The following is a 21,383-nucleotide window of genomic DNA, read 5'->3' on the forward strand; positions in this document are numbered from 1 at the left end:
TATTTATTTTTTGATTTCCTTCTTCAATTCTAATAACAATTCTACATCCTTTTCTCTAATTTTTCCTTCACGATTTGGCGGACAATTCAGAATTAAAATATTGTCTTGTGCAGTTGCTTCTTTGTACAAATCTGCTAATTTATCTACAGGTTTAAAAATAGTGTCTTTGGTATTGTAAAACCATCGCTGACTAATACAAATCGTTGATTCCCAAGGCATGTAATATTCTTTTCCTTCATTTGTAAAAACTTTAGGATCGTTTTTTGCAGGTAAGTAAGGGTCGCCCAATCTAAAATCACTTGGAAAATATCTTATTGGGAATCCTTCTTTTTGATCTGCTGGTAATACTGGATGATGATCTGGATTTTCTGGAAGCCCAATCGTCCAATTCACACCAACTTGACATTCTGGTTCTCTTGATTTTATTGTTTGATAAATATCTTTAATTGGCCAACGATTGTTTTCTTTTACCCAACCTCCATCAAACCAAAACTCTACAATATCAGTATATTTTTCAGTAATATCCATTAATTCATTTAGCTGATTTATGGTGTATTTATTATAATCTACATCTAAAGAAACATCTTTTACATCGCCATTTTTATTTCTGTCCCACAAAGAATAATACAGCCCTAAACCGATATCGTATTTTTTACAAGCCTTTGCAACTGCTTCTATTACATTTGTTTTATTTCCTGAATTTGCAACATCGTATTCTGTGTATTTACTGTCCCATAAACAAAATCCATCATGATGTTTGGTAATTAAAATAACGTATTTCATTCCAGCATCTTTGGCAGTTTTAATCCATTGTTCTGCATCAATTTCTGTAGGATTATAAGATTCTGTTGGTTTGGAACCATCAGTCCATTCCATATCATGGAAGGTATTAATTCCAAAATGGATAAACATTCCATATTTGCGTTCAATTTGTTTTAATTGCGCTTTATTTGGTTTCGTAGATGGAATTGGCAAGATTTCTTTATTGCTATTTGTACATGAAAATACAACAAGGATTAAAAGAAATACTGAAAATAAATTTTTCATTTTTTAATTATTTATTAGATATTTTTACATTATAAACACTCAAATTTTTTATTTGAGGTTCTCTGTCCGCTTTTAAAATTTTGAGTCTAATTTTATTGACTTCTACTGTTTTAAATTGTTGTATTCTTTTATTTCCAATACTTTCGCCTTTTGTAAGAATCGTCCATTTTCCATTGATTAAACCTTCAACAATATAACTTCTAATACGTTCTCCTTTTGTAATATCTTCCTGAATAATTACATGATTAATTGGTGTTTTTTTATTCAATTTTAAGGTTATTTTTTTCCCTTTTCCAGATGTTGAAGCAATTGGGTTTTGGAAACGTCTTTTAATTTCGTCTCCCCATTCCTTCAATCTTTTTACATCTGGTTCTGGCATTAATCCATCAGGATTTGGAGTTAATCCCATAATTAATGTTGAATTTCTTCCAATAGATTTGTAATACATATCCATTAAATCTTCCACTGGAAAAATATGTGCTTCATCACCTGGTTCCCAAAACCATTCGTGGCGACCATTATAACCTCTTAAAGGAGTATCTGCCATTGCTGGAACCCAAAATTCACCATTTTTGTCTCCTTGTTTTAATAATTTATAATTGTCTTTATAAATATCTTTTTGTGCATTTTCTCCAGAACCTGTAGAAATATATGGGAATGTAGACCAGTTTGGGTAACCAACAGTTCCAGATTCAGAGCCTCCCCAACGTGCTTCCGCCAATTGTCCATTATGATAAAACAAACAATTTGGTTGGTATTTTCTTACAATTGGCAACACATCTGGTGCTCCATTATCTGGATGATCTGCTCCTCCATCGAACCAAATTTCAAAAAGCTCTCCATATTTGGTGCAAATTTCTTTCACCATTCCTTCTACCATTTTGTTGTACCATTTCTGACGATTCTCTCTAAATGCACCTTCTCCATTTACATTAAAATTATGAACTCCCATAAATGAATTCCAACGAATTCCTAAATAAATTCCTGGTTTTATTCCGTATTTTTTACAAGAAGCCACAAAATCTGCAACAATATCTCCTTTTCCATCTTTCCACTTTAAAGCTTTTAAACTATAAGGATTTACATCTGATTGATACAAAGCAAAACCCGTTTCGTGAGTTGCAGTTAAAATCGCAAATTTGGCACCAGCATCTTTGGCAGATTTTACCCATTGATCTGTATCTAATTCTTGCGGATTAAAAATTTGATAATTTGGAATTGGATCTATTCTATTTCCTCCTTGACCATATTTTATACCATCAAAAACATGCAAATCGTAATGAAAAACCACACCCAATTCTGCCTCTTGCCAAGCAACTTGTCTTTTATTTGGAACAGGATATTTATTTTCTTTTATAGGAATAAAAATACTGTAAGATTCATCTCCTTTTTTCACTGTTAAACTTAACACTTTAGGCTTTCCATTTTCATGATAAATAAATGGTCTTTCTAATCTATCTGCAATCAATTCTGAACCATCTGCCATTTTTACTTTTTTCGGCATTAAAACATATTCGTTAGATTTTTTCCAATTGATACCATCTTTAGAAGTAACCATTCCAATAAATCCATGGGCATGAAAAACGCCATAAAAACGTTCCCTTGTTTCATCATACCAAAGAGACATATCTTCAGTATCTATATAATCTATAACCGGTTTTTCTTGTATTTCGAAAGGTCCTAAAGGCGAATCTGAAATCGACATTGCCTGATTTCTAACAAAATTCTTATCATTAGGTTTATCTCCTTTTACAATTAAATAATATTTACCATCTTTCCCTCTATCGATTGCAGGGTTTACTGTAAGTGTAGTTATTGGTCCAGTAGGCTCAATTAAAGGTTTGTCCATTGTTTTCCAAGGCCCGTTAATTGAGTTTGATACTGCAACTCCTGTTCGCTGATTTACACGTAAAATGTTCCAATTAGGGTGACTATATCCTGTGAGTGCAGTTTCTACCAATTCCTTTTCTGTAAATGGTTTATCTCCAAAATTAGTGGCAATATAATACAGATAATACTTCCCTTCGAAATACTTTATTTTAGGATTGTGTGCTGTAATTGCATCCCACCTATTTTTTCTTGCACCTTCTAAAACGGTTTCTTTAAATTTCCATGGGCCAGCAGGATTTTTAGAAGTCGCGTGTGCAATTTCTGAATGTGTTAACCAGCCATAAAATGAATATTCTCTTTTCCATCTGGAATAAAACATGTGGTATTCTCCATCATTTCCTTTAATGATAGAGGTTCCCCAATTGTAATATCCTTCAGTTTTAAAAATGTTATCCGAAGAAATTGGCTCGAATTTATCATACAAACGTAAATCGTCTGTAGTATTTTGGGCATTTCCAAAAACAGAAAAAAGTAAAATTGGAATAATAAAAAGGCAGTTCTTTATTTTCATTTAGTATTCTTAATTTATTTAAAAAAGTTTAATTCAGCTATGGATGCTTGTTTTTTACTCCCAGCAATCGTTTTTGATTCTATTCGAACAAAACGTGTTTTCATTGGTTTTTTAAAATAATGTGTTCTTGGTGTTGGGTCGTTTATTAAGTTTCCAAACTCGAAATTTTCGAAAGTTTTCCAAGATTTACCATTATTACTCACTTTTATAACTCCTTGCTCTATCATTCCGTTTGAATTTTTAGTTTGTGGAGTGTACCCAAAAGCTTTTAAGGTTTCTTCTTTACCTAAATCAATTTCAATAAAATGCGATTTTCCTTTTTCATCCGACATCCAAAAAGTAGTTGGATTTTCGTCGATTGCAAATTCTCCAACGTGAGTAGATGTCCAACTATCTTCATTTAAAACTTTCCATTTCTTTTTTAGAATACCAATTTCTTTCGAAGCAACGCTTCCTTTTTCATCTTTTGAAAAAGCCAATGCTTTTACTTCTCCTGAATACACTAAAAATGGTTCTTTATAAATTTGTGATGTTTTAGTAGGTGTACTTCCATCTGTTGTATATCTTATTTCTATTCCAGAATTTATATTTTTTGAAACATCTTCTCCATGTGGTTTCCAACCAAAATCATCTTTTTTAGGTTGAAAACTCACCAAACCATCCAAGTTTCTTGTAATACTTAACTGTGGTGGACGCGTTTTATAATAATGTGCTGAAATAATAGAAATTGCAGGACTTAAACGAGATTCTAAAACACGGACTCTAAACTTATTAGAGGTTACTTCTGGAAATCGTAAAATTCGCTTATAACCTATATTTGTAGCTGAAACTATTTCTTTCCAAGCATTATTTACCCAAGCATCAACCGCATGTTTTTCTACTCGTTCGCTATATTTATCAATTGCTTCTTGTAAAATTATGCGATTTATTGTTACATTATTTTTTGTTTCAATGATGATTTCTTTTTTATCTGAATTTAACAATTCGTATGTAGTTGTATTATTATCTAATGCATCTTCTGCACCAGAAGCATCTGCAAATAAATTCGTTGAATATGTCTCTTTAATTCGTTCCCCAACTTCTTCTAAAACGCGAACATCTTCTGGAGAAAATTTACCTTCTCTATTTGGTGGAATATTCAATAAAAAGGTTGAATTACCTCCTACAGAACGTTCGTACATATCAAAAACATCGTCTGCACTTCTTACTTTTTGCTTGTCTTCATCTCTATAAAACCAGCCTTCTCGAATGGAAGTATTTGTTTCAGCTTGCTGATAATGCAAAAAATTCGCATCGTATAATTTTTCTCTGCTACCAATATCTTTTCCTGTAATATCTGCGAAACTATTCATTTCATGAGGATTGTTTTCATATGGAATTATATTCCATTCTGTATCTCTTGTTCCTCCAGCTTCATTTCCACACCAACGAATATCTTGCTTTCCAAAAATAACGGCTTCTGGAGCTAAGGTTGATATTAATTTTTTCCAAGCGATGTAATTGTATTTTTGTCCACCTTTTCGTTTTGGATGCGCTCCATCAAACCAAACTTCGTGAATTGGCCCATATTCTGTTAATAATTCGAATAATTGATTTAAGAAATACTCATTATAATCATCTACATTAAAAGTGAAAGTTGTTTTATTTTTAAATGGACGACCTTCAACTTTTCTTGGAATTTCACGATCTGTGTACTTACTTAAATTTCCATAAAGACCTTCTTTGTTTTCAATTTGATATAAATCTGCTGGCGATAAATACACACCTAATTTTAAACCGTATTTCTGGCAAGAAGCAGACAGTTCTTTTAAAACATCTCCTTTTCCATCTTTAAAACCAGAGGACATAATACCATGTTTTGTGTAACGACTTTGCCATAATACAAAACCATCATGATGCTTAACAGTTATAACAACCATTTTCATTTGCGCATCTTTCATAGCTTTACACCATTGATCTGTATCTAAATTTTTAAGATCGAAAATCTTTGGATCTTCCATTCCATTTCCCCATTCCATTCGCGTAAATGTGTTGGGACCAAAATGGATAAACGCAATGTATTCGTTTTTTAAAGCTTCATATTGATTTTTAGTTGGCACAACATGTGCCGCTTTATAAATAATAGAATCTTTCGTATCATCTGCATCAATTGCAATTGTAGAACTTGTTTTAGGCAACTCTTCTTTTGATGTATTACAAGACACTATGCTTAAAAGAAATACAAATAATCCAAGACATTTTTTCATAATTATACTTTATTAATTTTATAATTTTTTACCAACTTCTAATAATATTTTCGCTTTTTATCTTAACGTAATTTCTATAATTGTATCGACAGTATCCTTATCAACTTCAGGAAGATTAATTATTAATTGTCCTTTTTTGAGTTTGAATTTTATCTTGCTTTTATCCTTAAATAATACTACTTTTTTAATACGATTTTTAAAATCATTAATTTTTAATGTTTCTATTTCATTATTTAAAACATGTAGATAAAGTGTTTTGTTTTTTTGAGTAGACACGTAATCGTCTGTTGCAGGAACAATTCCTCCACGAGTTCCATAAATTGTTTCTCCATTTTCTTTTAGCCATTCTCCAACTGCTTTTAAACGCATAATATGTTCTTTTTGGATTTCTCCATTTGGCATTGGCCCCACGTTTAATAAGAAATTAGCATTATTTCCAGCAGCTTTAATAACATATTTAATTAAATCGTTAACAGATTTATGTTTATCATCTTGAAGATTAAAACCCCACGAATGATTTATCGTTTCACAAGTTTCTAAAGGCAAATCTCCAATACTTAGTCCACCAAAACCAGTAGTGTTTTTTCCTGGTAAATCTTTCTCGAACATTTGAAAATCTTCTCCTTCAAAAGGTGCTAAGTGATGGTTGTTTCCTATTAATAATTTAGGATTTACATCGTGAATCATTTTATAAGTTTGCTCAATTTTCCATTTATCCTCTCCTTCTTTTCTAGTTTCAGGTGTACGTCCTTTTTCTTTTAAAATATCCCAAAACCCATCGAACCAAAAACCAGCAATGTTATAATTTTCTGCTAATTCTTTTATTTGAGCATCTTGGTATTTTAAGTAATTTTCCCAATCTCCAGATTCTGGTCTACCAACTCCTTTTCCTGTGTAACCTCTTGGGAAATAATCTTTATGATGCCAATCTAACTGAGAATAATAAGCGTATAATTTTATCCCTTGTTTTTGGCATTCTTGTTCTAATTCTCTAAAAATATCTCTTTTAAATGGTGTGTTGTCTACAATATTGTATTTCGAAACTTTAGAATGATACATCGCAAAACCATCATGATGTTTTGTGGTAATTGTAATGTATTTCATACCAGCATCTTTGGCTAATTTCACTATCTTTTTAGCATCGAAATCAATAGGATTAAAGAAAGATGGTAATAATTCGTAACGATTTACTTTAATGTTTTGGTTCGTCATTACCCATTCTGCATCTCCTAAAATACTGTAAACGCCCCAATGAATAAACATTCCAAATTTATCGTTTTGAAATGCTTGTCTCGCTTCTAAATTTTCTTTGGTTGGTTGGTAATTGTTTTGCGATATTATAGATTGAGTAATAAAAATTACGACCAAAAAGTGTATTACTTTTTTCATTTGTATATCTTGTTTATTGTTATAAAATAATGAGCCTTACAAATTTATAAATATTAAAATATAATAATACAACAAAACGAACCTCAACTAATACTATTTTTGCTTTACAACCTAAATTTACATTTATAAAGCTTCATTTAGCACTATAAAAATTTAGAATGAAGTCTAGAACTATTCAGGTTTTTTATTTTGTAACTTTGCCATTCAAAATAATGATACATGACATTACTAATAATTTTTGCCACCATTTCTATATTTTTCTCTTTTCTGTGTTCTATTTTAGAAGCAGTATTATTGAGTATAACTCCTACTTTTATCAATCTTAAAAAAAGTGAAGGTTTAGAGTATGCTAATCAATTAGAAATCTTTAAAAAAGATGTAGATAAACCTTTAATTGCCATTTTAACCATAAATACAGTTGCACATACAGTTGGTGCTATTTTGGTTGGTGTACAAGCAAAAGTTGCCTATGCAGAAATGTATGGAACTGAGGTAAAAACCATTTTAGGTTTAAAAATTACTGAAGATGTAATGGTTGGTATCGTTTCTACAATTATGACGATTTTAATATTAGTGGCATCTGAAATTATACCAAAAACAATTGGTGCTACTTATTGGAAACAGTTGGCAAACTTTACTTCTAAAGCTTTAAATGTTATGATTTTTCCATTAAAGTACACAGGTATTTTATGGATTTTACAATTAACCACAAAACTAATTGGCGGAAAAGGTCATGGAAGTATTTTAAGCAGAGAAAGCTTTTTAGTAATGGCGGATATGGCTGAAAAAGAAGGTGTTTTTAAAGAAAATGAAAGCAAAGTAATTAGAAATTTATTGGGCTTTAAAGAGATAAAAGTAAATGATGTAATGACGCCAAGAGTTGTTCTAGAAATTGCTGATGAAAACCAAACGATTGAAGATTTTTACAAAGAACATAAAAAATTACGTTTCTCGAGAATTCCTGTTTTTTCTGAAAACCCAGATGCAGTTACAGGTTATTTTCTAAAAGATAATTTACTTGAAGCGATGATTAATGGAAATGGAAAAGAAACTTTGGCTTCTATAAAAAGAAATATTTTAGTGACAGATAGAGAATTATCTATCCCAGATTTGTTCGATAAACTAATCAAAGAAAAAGAACATATTGCATTGGTTGTAGATGAATATGGTTCTGTAAGCGGAATTGTTTCTCAGGAAGATGTAATTGAAACTTTATTAGGTTTAGAAATTATGGACGAAAGCGATTCTGTTGCAGATTTACAAGCCTTGGCAAGAAAGTCTTGGGAAAATCGTGCAAAAAGAATGGGAATTATTGAGGATGGAAACCTAGAAAAAAATATATAAGCGTTAATCTTATTTATTAGAAAGTATAAAAATATGTCTGAAAATTTTAAAAAATTTGCAGACATATTTTTTTTATCTCTTACTCTTCCTCCTTATATTCATAATATAAAAAGTCGTTATAAGGAAAACGCTGAATGTGAATTTTCTTCACTTCTTCATACGTTTTTTCCTTAAAATCTTCTAAATTCTCTTTGTTTAAAGCAGAAATAAAAATAGATTCTTCCTCTTTATCGTTCATCCAAGTTTTTTCCCAATCTTCTAAAGTGTAGTGTTCTTTTGTTCTTTCTGTAACCAAATCATCTTCATCTATGGTTTCATGTTGGTAAGCATCAATCTTATTAAAAACCATTAAAGTTGGTTTGTCTGCACATTTTATATCATCTAAAATGGTATTTACAGAAGCAATATGGTCTTCAAAATTTGGGTGAGAAATATCTACAACATGCAATAATAAATCTGCTTCACGAACTTCATCTAATGTAGATTTAAAAGATTCTACCAATTGTGTTGGTAATTTTCTAATAAAACCAACAGTATCTGTCATTAAAAAAGGAATGTTTTTAATCACCACTTTTCTAACTGTTGTGTCTAAAGTTGCAAAGAGTTTGTTTTCTGCAAAAACATCACTTTTACTAATTACGTTCATTAACGTAGATTTTCCAACGTTTGTGTAACCAACCAACGCAACTCGAACCATTTTTCCACGGTTTTTACGTTGCACAGCCATTTGTTTATCAATCGTTTTTAATTTCTTTTTTAAGAGTACAATTCTATCGTTAATAATACGTCTGTCTGTTTCTATTTCTGTTTCTCCAGGTCCACGCATTCCAATTCCCCCTTTTTGTTTATCAAGGTGCGTCCAAAGCCTGGTTAATCTTGGTAATAAATATTGATGTTGTGCCAATTCCACCTGAGTTTTTGCAGAACTTGTTTGTGCTCTTTGTGCGAAAATATCTAAGATTAAATTCGTTCTGTCTAAGATTTTACAATCGAGAATTTTTTCGATATTTCTTAATTGTGCTGGTGATAACTCGTCATCGAAAATAGCAGTTCCAATATTATGAGAATCTATATATGCTTTTACTTCGTCTAATTTTCCAGTTCCTAAAAAAGTCTTAGGATTTGGTCTTTCCATTTTTTGAACAAAACGTTTTACGGGAACTCCACCTGCAGTTTCTGTTAAAAATTCTAATTCATCTAAATATTCGTCCGACTTTTCTTCGTCTTGAAGTTGTGTAATAATACCTATTAATACAGCTTTTTCGGAGATTGCTTCTTTTGCGTCTATCATAGATTACAAAAATACGAAGTTTTAGATTGTAAATAGCATAAAAAAACCTCGACAAAAGCCGAGGTTTTCTTAATTAATTCAAATTCAGTTTCAAAATTTTCAAATTCTTTACTTCGAAACAAAATTAGCACCTTAAAGTTTCTTTAAAGAAGAATTCTTATTAAGAAATCTTATTGTTAATGTTAAGAAATTATTCTTGTATAAATTCCCTATTTTTACGACTAAACTTTTTATATGTTCCCATCCATTTCGTCTAAAAAACAAAGTAAAAAAATTACAACTATCGCATTTTATAATGTCGAAAATTTGTTTGATACAATTGATGATCCTAAAACTCTAGATGATGATTATGCTTTAGGTGGAAAGTATAAATGGAACAATAAACGTTACAGAATAAAAATTAAAAAATTAGGCTCTGTAATTTCTCAATTAGGAATGAATCGTTCTAAAAACCCACCTGCAATTGTTGGTTTGGTTGAAGTTGAAAATGCAAAAGTAGTAGAAGATTTGGTAAATTCTTCCAACTTAAAAAAACATCCTTATGGTTTTGTGCATCACGACTCTCCTGACGAACGTGGAATTGATGTCGCTCTTTTATATGACAAACACGCTTTTGAACTTTTAGGATCAAAAACTTTTGTTTTAGAGATAGAAAATGAGCCTGGTGTAAGAGATTATACAAGAGATGTTTTAAAAGTAACCGGAAATTTACATGGAGAGCTAGTCCATATTTTAGTAAATCATTGGCCTTCCAGAAGAGATGGCTCTGAAACTACAGAACCAAAAAGAATAAAAGCAGCTGAATTAAATAGAACAATAATTTCTGAAATTACAGCACAAAGTTTTGATGCTAAAATTATAATTATGGGCGATTTTAACGACGACCCAACAAGTGTAAGTTTGCAAACTTTGGCTTCTGATGATTTTATAAATCCGATGGAAAAATTATTAAACAAAGAAAAACATGGAACTACTACTTATAATAAAAAGTGGAATTTATTCGACCAAATTTTATTTTCTAAAAACTTTTTAGAGAAGACTGAAAACAAACTTTATTTTAAACACGCAGAAGTTTTCAATAAAAAATGGCTGAAAGTATTTAAAGGAAAATTAAAAGGAAGTCCATTTAGAACTTATATTGGACCTTGGTATCAAGGTGGTTTTTCGGATCATTTTCCTGTGTATGCTTTTTTGAAAAAAGAAAATTAACCTTTCCCTTGTTGTTTAAAAGCGTTTCTTAATTTATCGTCGTTAATAATATACTTTTTGTATTTCCCATCTCTATATCTATAGTAGATAAAAATTGGCATAAATATAAAAGACAAGTATAAAACGCATAAACCCATTACTATTTTTGCTTTTTCGTGCTCGGTATTTATCAAATAAACACCAAGTATTGACCAAATTAAAAAAACGATAAAAAGTATTTTTATTAAAATCTTCATAATGCAAAACTACAAAAAGTCTATCTTTATTTTTTGATAATTAGTAATTATGTCTGGTTGAGCGAAGTCGAAACCTAATTATTAACCTCTCGACTGGACTCCAGGAAAAATACATTTTCTAAATGAAATCAATTTTATTATTTTTGATAGGTTTGCTATTCATTTCTTGTAATGAAACTAAAAAACAATCTCCAATGAACAAAAAAATAGTAATTGCTCACAGAGGCGCTTCTGGCTATTTACCTGAACATACTATGGAAGCAAAAGCAATGGCTTATGCAATGAATGTTGATTATATCGAACAAGATTTGGTGTTGAGTAAAGATAATGTTCCTATTGTAATTCATGATATTTATTTGGATGATGTTACAGATGTCGCAACCAAATTCACTGATAGAAAAAGAGAAGACAATCGTTATTATGTAATTGATTTTACGTTTGAAGAATTGCAAACTTTAGCAGTTTCCGAACGTTTTAACCCAAAAACTGGAGAGCAATTTTACAAAAACCGATTCCCAAAAGGGAAAGGAAATTTTAAATTGCATTCTTTTCAACAAGAAATAGAACTAATACAAGGTTTAAATAAATCCACTGGAAAAAATATTGGAATCTATCCAGAAATTAAAGAACCTGAGTTCCATAAAAAAGAAGGAAAAAATTTAACTGAAATTGTTTTAAAAATACTTGCTGATTATGGTTACAAAACCAAAAAAGACAATTGTATTTTACAATGTTTCGATGCGAAAGAATTGGAAAGTATTCGCAAGGAATTGAAATCCGATTTATTTTTAGTGCAACTAATGGAATTTCCAGAAGAAGCTAAAAACTTAAAACATTTTGCAACTTATGCAGATGGAATTGGACCTTGGTACAAACAAATTTTAGATAAAAAAATAAATGATAAATGGGAATTTACATCTTTGGTTTTAGATGCGCATGAATTGGGTTTAAAAGTACATCCATACACTTTTAGAGCAGACCAATTAGATGAATTTAATTCGTTTGAAGAAATGATGCAAACTTTATTAATTGATGCAAATGTAGATGGTGCATTTACAGATTTTCCTGATAAAATTGTTGAATTTTTAAAATAGATTACTATTGTAACAGCTCTGATAAATACTGAAGAAATACTACAAAAACTACAACAATTAAAGAAATAATTAATGGTTTCCATATTTTTTTCTTTCTGTGTTTTAAGTCTTTACCCAAACTTTTATTCCAAAAATATTCGGTTAAAATGGCATAACCAATGATGTTAAAAAGTAGTGTGATAAAAATTGTTTTAGGTAAGTAATTCAAAACTAAAATTGATGATCCAATGGCATAAATTATTCCAAAAACAAGAACTTCGATTCTTACTTTTGATTGATTCATTTTCTTTAAGTTACTCATTAATAAAACCATTCCAAACAGCGTCCCAAAAAAAATTGTAAAACCTTGAATCGCCTTTTTAGAATATAAAGTTGGTAATTCTAAATCTTCAAAAGGACTTTCATCTTCTTTATTCTTAACAAGTTCTTTATGTACTGTAACCGGAGTTTTAACCTTAGGTTCTTCCATAATAAACTCAGATTTTTCAATGATGTTTCTATTTTCCAATTCCCAAGTAACAGCCTGCACTGCTTCTTCTGTATAATTCTCTTTATTTTCGAAAATATTTTCTAACTCGGCGTTAGATTTTTTGCTCATTATAATAGTAAAACTATTCGTTCTCATTCAGTTTTATTTATTTTAACTGGTCACTTCAATCAACTTATTTCTGTAAGCTGTTAATAATTTCGATTTAGAAATAAAACCAATATACTTTTCATTTTTAACCACAGGTAAATTCCATGCGTTACTTTCCTTAAATTTCTGCATTACTTTTTCTACAGTATCATCATGAAAAATAATTTCTGGGGCAGACTTCATAAAATTGGCAACAGTAGCAACTTCATATTGTGTTTGATCGAACATCATTGGGCGAATATCATCTAACAAAACAATTCCTAAAAAACGTTTTTCTTCATCTAAAACCGGGAAAATATTTCGTTTCGATTTTGCAACCGATTTTTTAAGCATTTCACCAAATGTCATTTCTGGTGTAATTGGTTTGAAATTGGTTTCAATTAGCTTATCAATTCGCATCATCATTAACACATTTTTATCTTTATTATGTGTTATCAATTCTCCTCTTTTTGCTAATTCGACTGTATATATTGAATTTGAAATAAAATATTTTGTAAACGCAAAACTAATGGCAGCAACCAACATTAAAGGCACAAAAAGCTCATAACCTCCAGTAATTTCTGCAATTAAGAAAATTGCAGTTAATGGCGCATGTAAAACTCCTGCCATTAACCCAGTCATACCAATTAAAGTAAAATTCGATTCAGAAACCGAAAAACCCAACTGATTTATAATTTTGGCAATCGCATTTCCCAATGCAGAACCCATAAAAATGGTAGGAATAAAAATTCCACCAACTCCACCAGCTGCAAATGTAGTTGTCATTGCAATTGCTTTAAATATTGCAATAATCAGCAACATCAAAGCAACCATATAAACGTTATTTAAATCTATATTATATGGAATATCGTTCAACGCTTTTGCTGTATCTCCATTTAATAAATTATTGATTAAGCCATACCCTTCTCCATACAAAGGTGGAATTAAATACAACATAACTCCTATCGCAATTCCTCCAATAATTAGTTTTTTAAATGGACTTTTAAATCGTGCAAAAAAACGAGTAATTGCAAAGTACATTTTAGAAAAATATACAGAGGCAATTCCTGTAAAAAAAGCCAAAACTATGTAAAACGGAATGTCTTCAACTTGAAAAACATCTACCAATTTAAAACCGAATAAAACATCTGTTCCCACAAAAAAGTAACTTGTAATTACTGCAGAAACTGATGCCAATAATAGTGGAACTAATGAAGCAAAAGCCAAATCTAAACTAAAGATTTCCACAGCAAAAATAATTGCTGCAATTGGTGCTTGAAACATAGAAGACATTGCACCAGCAGTTGCACAACCCACTAATAACATTCGGGTTTTTGCATTCATGTGAAACAATTGTGCAACGTTAGAACCCAAAGCTGCTCCTGTACTTACAGCAGGACCTTGCAAACCTGCAGAACCTCCAAAACCAACTGTTAATGGCGCTGTTATTAAGGAAGCAAACATTTTATAACGTTCTATAATACCATTTCTTTTGGAAATGGAGTGTAAAGTGGTAGAAATTCCATGGCCTATTTCCTTTTTAATGACAAATTTCTTAATCGAATACACTAAAAACAATCCAATAATTGGAAAGATAAAATAAAGCGAATAATGGTAATCTTTAATGAATTTACCTTCTAATAACTCTTCAATTATAAAGGTTAAATCTTTTAGAATAAAGGTTCCTAAACCTGCTAAAAACCCAACTAAAACACTTAAAACATAGACAAATTGTCTTTCAGAAATATATTTATATCTCCAAATTAAAACCTTTTTTAGTATTTTATATTTTGTTGGCATTGTTTGTTTTTGTCATTTCGACTTTATGGAGAAATCTTTCAGGTTATTTGAGATTTCTCAACTTCATTACATTTCGTTCGAAATGACATTAGATTGTTAATTATTTTTTACTGATAAAATATCCGTTCCTAAATAACCATTGTCTTTATTATAATACCAAGCTCTATTTTTTGGCATTTTTACACCATTAATCGTTTCTAAACCAGATAATAAAATATATTCTCCACTATCTTTTGCTTCTTTAAAAAACTGATACACTTCCATTGCATACGTTTTTGGATCGAAATAAAAGTACCAAGTATCTTTACCAACTTCTTTGGAATAGGTAGCTTTTAATACTAAATATTCTTTTCCTTTAAACGTTTTTCTTTCTACTTTTTTATCGATAATTGTGCCTTTATCTTTTAATTTCATTGGCAAACCATACAAATATGTGTAGTAATTTTTATACAAATTTGCACGTTCGCAACTTAAACCATGTTTCTTTTTTAGTTTTTCTGAAGGTTTTGTATTTCCATTAATTGCCATACTACAATCGCCTTTATGAATAGCATATTCTGTTACGATTGTGTCTTTTACAGCTTTCACTAAAAAATATTGTTCAGGTAAATTTATTCTGATTCTACTTTTTCTTGGAGAGCTTTTAGGCATTTCCATCGTTACAAAAAGTTCGCCTTTAAAGGTTTCCCAATTTCCATTTGGGTCGTGAAATTTAATTGCTTTTTCTAATAATTGATTTCCTGTAATTTCTTGAGAAAATGAAATTACTGAAGTGAAAAGGATTGTAAGTGTAATTAGTTTTTTCATAATTTAAAAGTACAAATTTTCTATAACTCTGTTTTTTTAATTCCAGAAACTACAATTCCGAAATCGGTTAATGTGGAAACTTTATTGGGGTTATTCGTTAGCATTTTTACAGATTTCACTTTTAAAGCTTGTAAAATTTCAGCAGCAACAGAAAAATCTCTAGCATCCTTTTTAAAACCAACTTTTTCATATGCTTCAGCTTGTGGAACACCTTTTTTCTTGTGTTCTATACTTTTTATCAATGCAAAATGTCCATTTCCTTTTCCTTCTTGCTCTAACCAAATAACAATTCCTTTACCAGCTTTCTGAATAATTTGTTGGGATATTTCCATTTGTTCTCTGCAATCACATTCAATACTATTAAAGTGATGTGCAAAAATACAAGACGAATGTACTCTGCATAAAACATCTTCTTCTCCTTCTATATTTCCCATTACCAAAGCATGAGATTCTTTTTGCCCATTATAAAACAACGTTTCTTTAAACTCGCCAAACTTTGTTTTAATGTTGGTTTCTGCTAATTTTACAATCATCTTTATGTATTAAAAAATCCCATTCTAATATTAAAAATGGGATTTTATTATTTTTTTTATTTCAAAAATATTTATTCCTGAATATTCAATTTCAAGCTTAATTCTTTCAATTGTTCGTCATCAATAAATGCAGGCGCATCAATCATAACATCTCTTCCAGAATTATTCTTTGGAAATGCAATAAAATCACGAATTGTTTCTTGTCCACCTAAAATGGCAACCAATCTATCCAAACCAAAAGCCAAACCTCCATGAGGTGGTGCTCCATATTCGAATGCATCCATTAAGAAACCAAATTGTGCTTTTGCATCTTCTTCAGAAAAACCTAAATGCTTCAACATAGTTGCTTGCATTTGCTTATCGTGAATACGAATTGAACCTCCACCAATTTCATTTCCATTCAACACCAAATCATAAGCATTTGCTTTTACAGCTCCAGGATCTGTGTCTAATAATTCCATTTGCCCAGGTTTTGGAGAAGTAAATGGATGATGCATTGCATGATAATGTCCAGTTTCTTCATCTAATTCCAATAATGGAAAATCAATAACCCAAAGTGGTGCAAATATTTTTGGATCTCTCAATCCTAAACGCTCTGCTAATTCCATTCTTAAAGCAGATAATTGTGCTCTAACTTTATTTGTTTCTCCAGACAAAACACAAACTAAATCTCCAGGTTTTGCACCTGTAGCTTCAACCCATTTTGCTAAATCTTCTTGGTCGTAGAATTTATCTACAGAAGATTTGAATGTTCCATCTTCATTTACACGACAATAAATCATTCCTAAAGCACCCACTTGTGGTCTTTTAACCCATTTTATAATATTGTCAATTTCTTTTCTTGTGTAAGAATTTCCTCCAGGAACAGCAATACCAACAACTAATTCAGCATTGTTAAAAACGCCAAAATCTTTGTGTTGTGTAACTGAATTTAATTCAGCAAATTCCATCCCAAAACGGATATCTGGTTTGTCATTTCCGTACAAACGCATTGCATCATCATATAACATTCTTGGAAACTTCTCTACTTCAACATTATTTACTTCTTTTAGTAAATGACGCGTTAATCCTTCAAAAATATTTAGAATATCTTCTTGCTCAACAAACGCCATTTCACAGTCAATTTGTGTAAATTCTGGTTGTCTGTCTGCACGTAAATCTTCATCTCTAAAACATTTTACAATCTGAAAATATTTATCCATTCCACCAACCATTAATAGTTGTTTGAATGTTTGTGGAGATTGTGGCAATGCGTAAAACTGACCTTCATTCATTCTACTTGGAACCACAAAATCTCTTGCGCCTTCTGGCGTAGATTTTATTAAATATGGGGTTTCAACTTCAATAAATTCTTGATCAGACAAGTATTTTCGAACTTCCATCGAAACTTTATGACGGAAAATTAAACTGTCTTTTACCGGATTTCTTCTAATATCCAAGTATCTGTATTTCATTCTAATGTCTTCTCCACCATCAGTTTCATCTTCAATAGTAAAAGGTGGAGTTACAGATGCGTTTAATATTTCTAATTTAGAAACCAAAACTTCTACATTTCCAGTTGGCATTTTACTGTTTTTCGACTCACGCTCAATAACAGTTCCAGTTACCTGAATCACAAACTCTCTTCCCAAAGATTTTGCTTTCTCCATCATTTCTTTTGGCGTGCGTTCTTCATCAAACATTAATTGCGTAATTCCGTATCTATCACGTAAATCAACCCAAATCATAAACCCTTTATCACGAGATTTTTGTACCCAACCTGCTAAGGTTACTTCTGTATTTATATGCGAATCTCTTAACTCGCCACAAGAATGACTTCTATACATTTCTATGAATAATTTAAGTTGCGAAATTAATCATTTTCCGTTAAATATTAATGTTTTGGGCGTTCATTTCTAAACAGAAATGCCCCGCTTTTCGCACTCGCTTTTTTTAAACAAAAAAGAGCTCAAACAATTGCTTCAATCGGTAACGCAGAATCCGTCCAATTCTTTGTAAATTTGTCTTTATGAGTGTAATTAATATTCAAGAGAAATTCAATTTATTTTCAGACCATTGGTCGCCAAAGAAAATAGGAGAATTAAACGGACAACAAATATTATTAGCCAAATTAAAAGGAGAATTCGTTTTTCATAAGCACGATAATGAAGACGAGTTATTTATGGTTATTAAAGGAACTTTAGATATCGAGTTTCGTGATAAAACGATTACTTTAAACGAAGGCGAATTTTACATTGTTCCTAAAGGAGTAGAACACAAACCTATTGCAAAAGAAGAAGTACATATTGTTTTATTTGAACCTTTAAGTATAAAACACACAGGAGATATTATTGCAGATATTACTGTTGAAGAATATGAATCGATATAAAAAGTTTTGAGTGTTGAATTGTGAGTTTTAAGTTCACTAAACATTAAAAACTAAAAACTTTAAATTATGAGTAAATTATATATAGTCCCAACACCAATTGGTAATCTAGAAGACATCACTTTTAGAGCGATTCGTGTTTTAAAAGAAGTCGATTTTATTTTAGCAGAAGACACACGCACAAGCGGAAAACTCTTAAAACATTTTGAAATTGCTACACAAATGCACAGTCACCATATGCATAATGAACATAAATCTGTAAAAGGTGTTGTGCAGAGAATTCAGAATGGAGAAACGTGTGCATTAATTTCTGATGCTGGAACTCCAGCAATTTCAGATCCTGGTTTTTTATTAACAAGAGCGTGTGTAGAAAATAATATAGAAGTCGATTGTTTACCTGGTGCAACTGCATTTGTACCAGCTTTGGTAAATTCTGGCTTGCCTAATGATAAATTTGTTTTTGAAGGATTTCTTCCAGTTAAAAAAGGAAGACAAACGCGTTTTCTTTTATTAGCAGAAGAAACAAGAACGATGATTTTTTACGAATCTCCACATAAATTGGTAAAAACATTAGGGCATTTTGTAGAATATTTTGGTGCAGAAAGAAGAGTTTCTGTTTCCCGAGAACTCACAAAAATGTTTGAAGAAACCATTAGAGGAACTGCCACAGAAGTGTTGGCACATTATACTGCAAAACCACCAAAAGGGGAAATTGTTGTTATAGTTGAAGGGAAGAAGTAGAACTTAATGAAAAAAAATATTGTTTTAATATTATCAATTGTTTTATTTCAATCTTGTTATTTTGGAGCAGGAGTTGTTGAAGTGGATTTACCAAGTAGTTATTTTTTATTTGGAAATAATTCTATTGATGAGACTGCGATTTTTTTTGAAACAGGCGAATACAATTCTGATGTTATTGTTGAAGAAACTGTCTTTGCAGTTGGTTTTAATAAAAAATTTATAATTGCTAAAAGTTATACGAATGACTCAAAATTCATGTTTGAAGATAAAAACCCTGAAATTCTTAATGGAATTCAAGAAGATGATTTAATTTCTTATCATATTTTAGATTTAAGAGAAAAGAATCCCAAAAAAAGTAAGGGAATGAATTTCACTGAATACTTAACAAAAAGGAGAGAATTAAAAATTTCTGAAAAACTAAATTTCACAATAATCTTAAAAGAAAACACTATTAAATGATCATCCAACAATTCAAAACAATACTAAAATCAAATCCAACTGCAATTACTTTTTCAGATACAATGCAAGTAATTGAAGAGTTTTACAACTTTACTCCAACTACTTTTACAAACGGAGAAATAAAAAACAACGCTGGCAAAAATTCTGGTTCTTGTAAATTATTTGCGTTTGCAAAACTTCAAAAATTAACAAAAGAAGAAACTTTATTTTGCTTTGGCGAACATTATAAATCTGTTTTAGAAGATGAAAATGGAGATTCTCACCAGAATATTAGAAACTTTATGAAAACTGGTTTTGAGGGTTTGTCTTTTGAAGGTGAAGCTTTAGAATTAAAGTAAAACCGTCCACAATTATTTCATTAGCATTAAAATCTACTTAAATTCTAAGCTATTTTTGATAAAAATGAAAAAATCTATGGAATCTAAACATTACGATGTTTTTGTAATCGGAAGTGGAGTTGCAGGACAAACGACTGCTAAAATTTGTGCTGAAAACGGACTGAAAGTCGCAATTGCAGACAAACAAGCTTTTGGTGGAACTTGCGCTATAAGAGGTTGTGACCCTAAAAAAGTGATTTTGCAGTTTGCAGATATCATCAAGAAAACAGAAGCATTAAAAGGTTTAGGAATTAAAGAAATTCCAAAAATTAATTGGGAAGATATTCTGGATTTTAAAAACTCTTTTATAGATAAAGTTCCAAAAGGAACAGAAGAAAATTTAAAGGAATTGGGAATTGATTTATATCATCAATCGCCAAAATTTATCAGTAAAAATGAAATTACTGTAGAAGGAAAAACCGTTTCCGCAGATAAATTTGTAATCGCTTCTGGTTTAACTCCAAGAAAACTACATTTTAAAGGTGCTCAATTTTTAAAAACAAGTCCCGATTTTTTCAACTTAAAAAAATTACCAAAATCAGCCACATTTATTGGTGCAGGTTATGTTGGAATGGAGTTTTGTTATTTGCTATCCACTTTAGGTTGTAAAGTAAATGTTATTGATAGAGGTACTCAAGCCTTGTCTCAATTTGATGCTTTTTTAGTGGATAAATTAGTAGAAAACATGCAAAAAAGCGGCGTGAAATTCTACTTTAATTCAGAAATTGAATCGTTAGAAAAGTTGAGAAAAAACGTCCGAATTCAATTCAAACAAAAAGGTAAAACCAAATCTGTAAAATCTCGAATTGTATTTAATACTTCAGGTAGAGTTCCTGCAACAGAATTGTTAGAATTGGAAAAAGCAAACATAAAAAATGACAAAACTGGAATAATTGTGAACGATTTTCTTCAAAATGAAACCAATAAAAATGTTTATGCTTGTGGAGATATTTCGAGTAAATCGCTTCCTTTAACACCACTTTCTGGCTTGCAAGGCTATATTGTTGGGAATAATATACTTAAGGAAAATTCTAAAGAATTTTTAAATCCTTTAGTGCCTTCTGTGGTTTTTACGTATCCGAATTTGGCAACTGTTGGCCTGTCTGAAGAAGAAGCTGAAAAAACCTATAAAAACATAAAAATTTATAAAGGTGATGCTACTCATTTTTACAATGCAAAAAAATCTAACGAAAGTATTTATGCATACAAAATAATCATCAATGAAAGAACAGATGTTATTGTTGGTGCGCATTTATTAGGTTCAAAAGCGAATGAATGCATTAATATATTTATGATGGCTATCAACCAGAAAATGACAGTTTCTGAATTTAAAAAACTTATTTTTACGTATCCTTCTTATTCCAGTGATTTAAAAAGTATGATGAAAAATCCAGATTAACTTCAATAGTGAAATTGAAGAAACTTTTT

19 protein-coding genes are annotated in these 21,383 nt (G+C 30.6%); 8 read left to right on the forward strand and 11 right to left on the reverse strand.

Annotation, left to right across the window (positions count from 1 at the left end; translation table 11 throughout):
• Positions 1-3: 3 nt before the first annotated feature.
• Genes H9I45_RS08760 through H9I45_RS08775 form a run of 4 tightly spaced genes read right to left on the reverse strand, consistent with a single transcriptional unit; the run spans position 4 to position 7,083 of the window.
• A complete protein-coding gene (locus tag H9I45_RS08760; RefSeq protein ID WP_088354950.1) occupies positions 4-1,047 on the reverse strand; it encodes an alpha-L-fucosidase in 1,044 nt (347 codons plus the stop codon).
• Between the two features lie 7 nt (positions 1,048-1,054).
• Entirely contained in the window at positions 1,055-3,448 is a 2,394-nt protein-coding gene (locus H9I45_RS16330) for an alpha-L-fucosidase (RefSeq protein ID WP_140422770.1), read from the reverse strand.
• Between the two features lie 14 nt (positions 3,449-3,462).
• Entirely contained in the window at positions 3,463-5,694 is a 2,232-nt protein-coding gene (locus tag H9I45_RS08770; protein ID WP_088354949.1) for an alpha-L-fucosidase, read from the reverse strand.
• A gap of 57 nt (positions 5,695-5,751) precedes the next feature.
• A complete protein-coding gene (locus H9I45_RS08775; protein WP_088354948.1) occupies positions 5,752-7,083 on the reverse strand; it encodes an alpha-L-fucosidase in 1,332 nt (443 codons plus the stop codon).
• A 219-nt stretch (positions 7,084-7,302) separates the two neighbouring features.
• On the opposite strand from H9I45_RS08775, the gene H9I45_RS08780 reads away from it, so the two are divergent.
• On the forward strand, positions 7,303-8,427 hold the full coding sequence (locus H9I45_RS08780; protein ID WP_088354947.1) for a CNNM domain-containing protein: 1,125 nt from the start codon (positions 7,303-7,305) through the stop codon (positions 8,425-8,427).
• A 79-nt stretch (positions 8,428-8,506) separates the two neighbouring features.
• Here the strand turns inward: H9I45_RS08780 and hflX are convergent, their stop codons facing one another.
• Entirely contained in the window at positions 8,507-9,718 is a 1,212-nt protein-coding gene (gene hflX / locus H9I45_RS08785) for a GTPase HflX (protein WP_088354946.1), read from the reverse strand.
• A gap of 234 nt (positions 9,719-9,952) precedes the next feature.
• On the opposite strand from hflX, the gene H9I45_RS08790 reads away from it, so the two are divergent.
• Complete coding sequence (locus tag H9I45_RS08790) at positions 9,953-10,927, forward strand: endonuclease/exonuclease/phosphatase family protein (RefSeq protein WP_088354945.1); 975 nt, start codon at positions 9,953-9,955, stop codon at positions 10,925-10,927.
• On the opposite strand, the gene H9I45_RS08795 is transcribed toward H9I45_RS08790, so the two are convergent.
• Positions 10,924-11,163: a hypothetical protein gene (locus H9I45_RS08795; RefSeq protein WP_088354944.1), complete on the reverse strand. Its 240-nt coding sequence runs from the start codon at positions 11,161-11,163 to the stop codon at positions 10,924-10,926. The two genes, H9I45_RS08790 and H9I45_RS08795, sit on opposite strands and share 4 nt — an antisense overlap.
• Positions 11,164-11,357: 194 nt before the next feature.
• Between H9I45_RS08795 and glpQ the strand changes: the two genes are divergently transcribed.
• On the forward strand, positions 11,358-12,257 hold the full coding sequence (gene glpQ, locus H9I45_RS08800) for a glycerophosphodiester phosphodiesterase (protein ID WP_254712582.1): 900 nt from the start codon (positions 11,358-11,360) through the stop codon (positions 12,255-12,257).
• A 4-nt stretch (positions 12,258-12,261) separates the two neighbouring features.
• On the opposite strand, the gene H9I45_RS08805 is transcribed toward glpQ, so the two are convergent.
• The 5 genes from H9I45_RS08805 to aspS all read right to left on the reverse strand — a co-directional run bounded on the left by H9I45_RS08805 (position 12,262) and on the right by aspS (position 17,839).
• Entirely contained in the window at positions 12,262-12,882 is a 621-nt protein-coding gene (locus H9I45_RS08805; protein WP_088354942.1) for a hypothetical protein, read from the reverse strand.
• Positions 12,883-12,897: 15 nt separating this feature from the next.
• Positions 12,898-14,673, reverse strand: coding sequence for a chloride channel protein (locus H9I45_RS08810; protein ID WP_088354941.1), 1,776 nt, complete (start codon positions 14,671-14,673; stop codon positions 12,898-12,900).
• 96 nt (positions 14,674-14,769) lie between these two features.
• Entirely contained in the window at positions 14,770-15,480 is a 711-nt protein-coding gene (locus H9I45_RS08815) for a DUF6503 family protein (RefSeq protein ID WP_088354940.1), read from the reverse strand.
• A gap of 20 nt (positions 15,481-15,500) precedes the next feature.
• The gene (locus H9I45_RS08820) at positions 15,501-16,013 is read right to left on the reverse strand and encodes a GTP cyclohydrolase II (protein ID WP_088354939.1); all 513 of its coding nucleotides are present in this window, start codon (positions 16,011-16,013) and stop codon (positions 15,501-15,503) included.
• A 71-nt stretch (positions 16,014-16,084) separates the two neighbouring features.
• On the reverse strand, positions 16,085-17,839 hold the full coding sequence (gene aspS, locus H9I45_RS08825; RefSeq protein ID WP_088354938.1) for an aspartate--tRNA ligase: 1,755 nt from the start codon (positions 17,837-17,839) through the stop codon (positions 16,085-16,087).
• A 182-nt stretch (positions 17,840-18,021) separates the two neighbouring features.
• Here aspS and H9I45_RS08830 point away from each other — a divergent pair, with 182 nt between their 5' ends.
• The 5 genes from H9I45_RS08830 to H9I45_RS08850 all read left to right on the forward strand — a co-directional run bounded on the left by H9I45_RS08830 (position 18,022) and on the right by H9I45_RS08850 (position 21,354).
• Positions 18,022-18,381 (forward strand): cupin domain-containing protein, encoded by a 360-nt coding sequence (locus tag H9I45_RS08830; protein WP_088354937.1) that lies wholly within the window; start codon positions 18,022-18,024, stop codon positions 18,379-18,381.
• Between the two features lie 66 nt (positions 18,382-18,447).
• Positions 18,448-19,119 (forward strand): 16S rRNA (cytidine(1402)-2'-O)-methyltransferase, encoded by a 672-nt coding sequence (rsmI, locus tag H9I45_RS08835; RefSeq protein ID WP_088354936.1) that lies wholly within the window; start codon positions 18,448-18,450, stop codon positions 19,117-19,119.
• Between the two features lie 6 nt (positions 19,120-19,125).
• Positions 19,126-19,578, forward strand: coding sequence for a DUF3997 domain-containing protein (locus H9I45_RS08840; protein WP_088354935.1), 453 nt, complete (start codon positions 19,126-19,128; stop codon positions 19,576-19,578).
• A complete protein-coding gene (locus tag H9I45_RS08845) occupies positions 19,575-19,916 on the forward strand; it encodes a HopJ type III effector protein (protein ID WP_088354934.1) in 342 nt (113 codons plus the stop codon). Before H9I45_RS08840 ends, H9I45_RS08845 begins: the two co-directional genes overlap by 4 nt.
• A 64-nt stretch (positions 19,917-19,980) precedes the next feature.
• Positions 19,981-21,354 (forward strand): dihydrolipoyl dehydrogenase family protein, encoded by a 1,374-nt coding sequence (locus H9I45_RS08850; RefSeq protein ID WP_317043389.1) that lies wholly within the window; start codon positions 19,981-19,983, stop codon positions 21,352-21,354.
• The last annotated feature ends 29 nt before the right edge of the window (positions 21,355-21,383 follow it).

The organism is Polaribacter haliotis (assembly GCF_014784055.1).
GTDB lineage: Bacteria > Bacteroidota > Bacteroidia > Flavobacteriales > Flavobacteriaceae > Polaribacter > Polaribacter haliotis.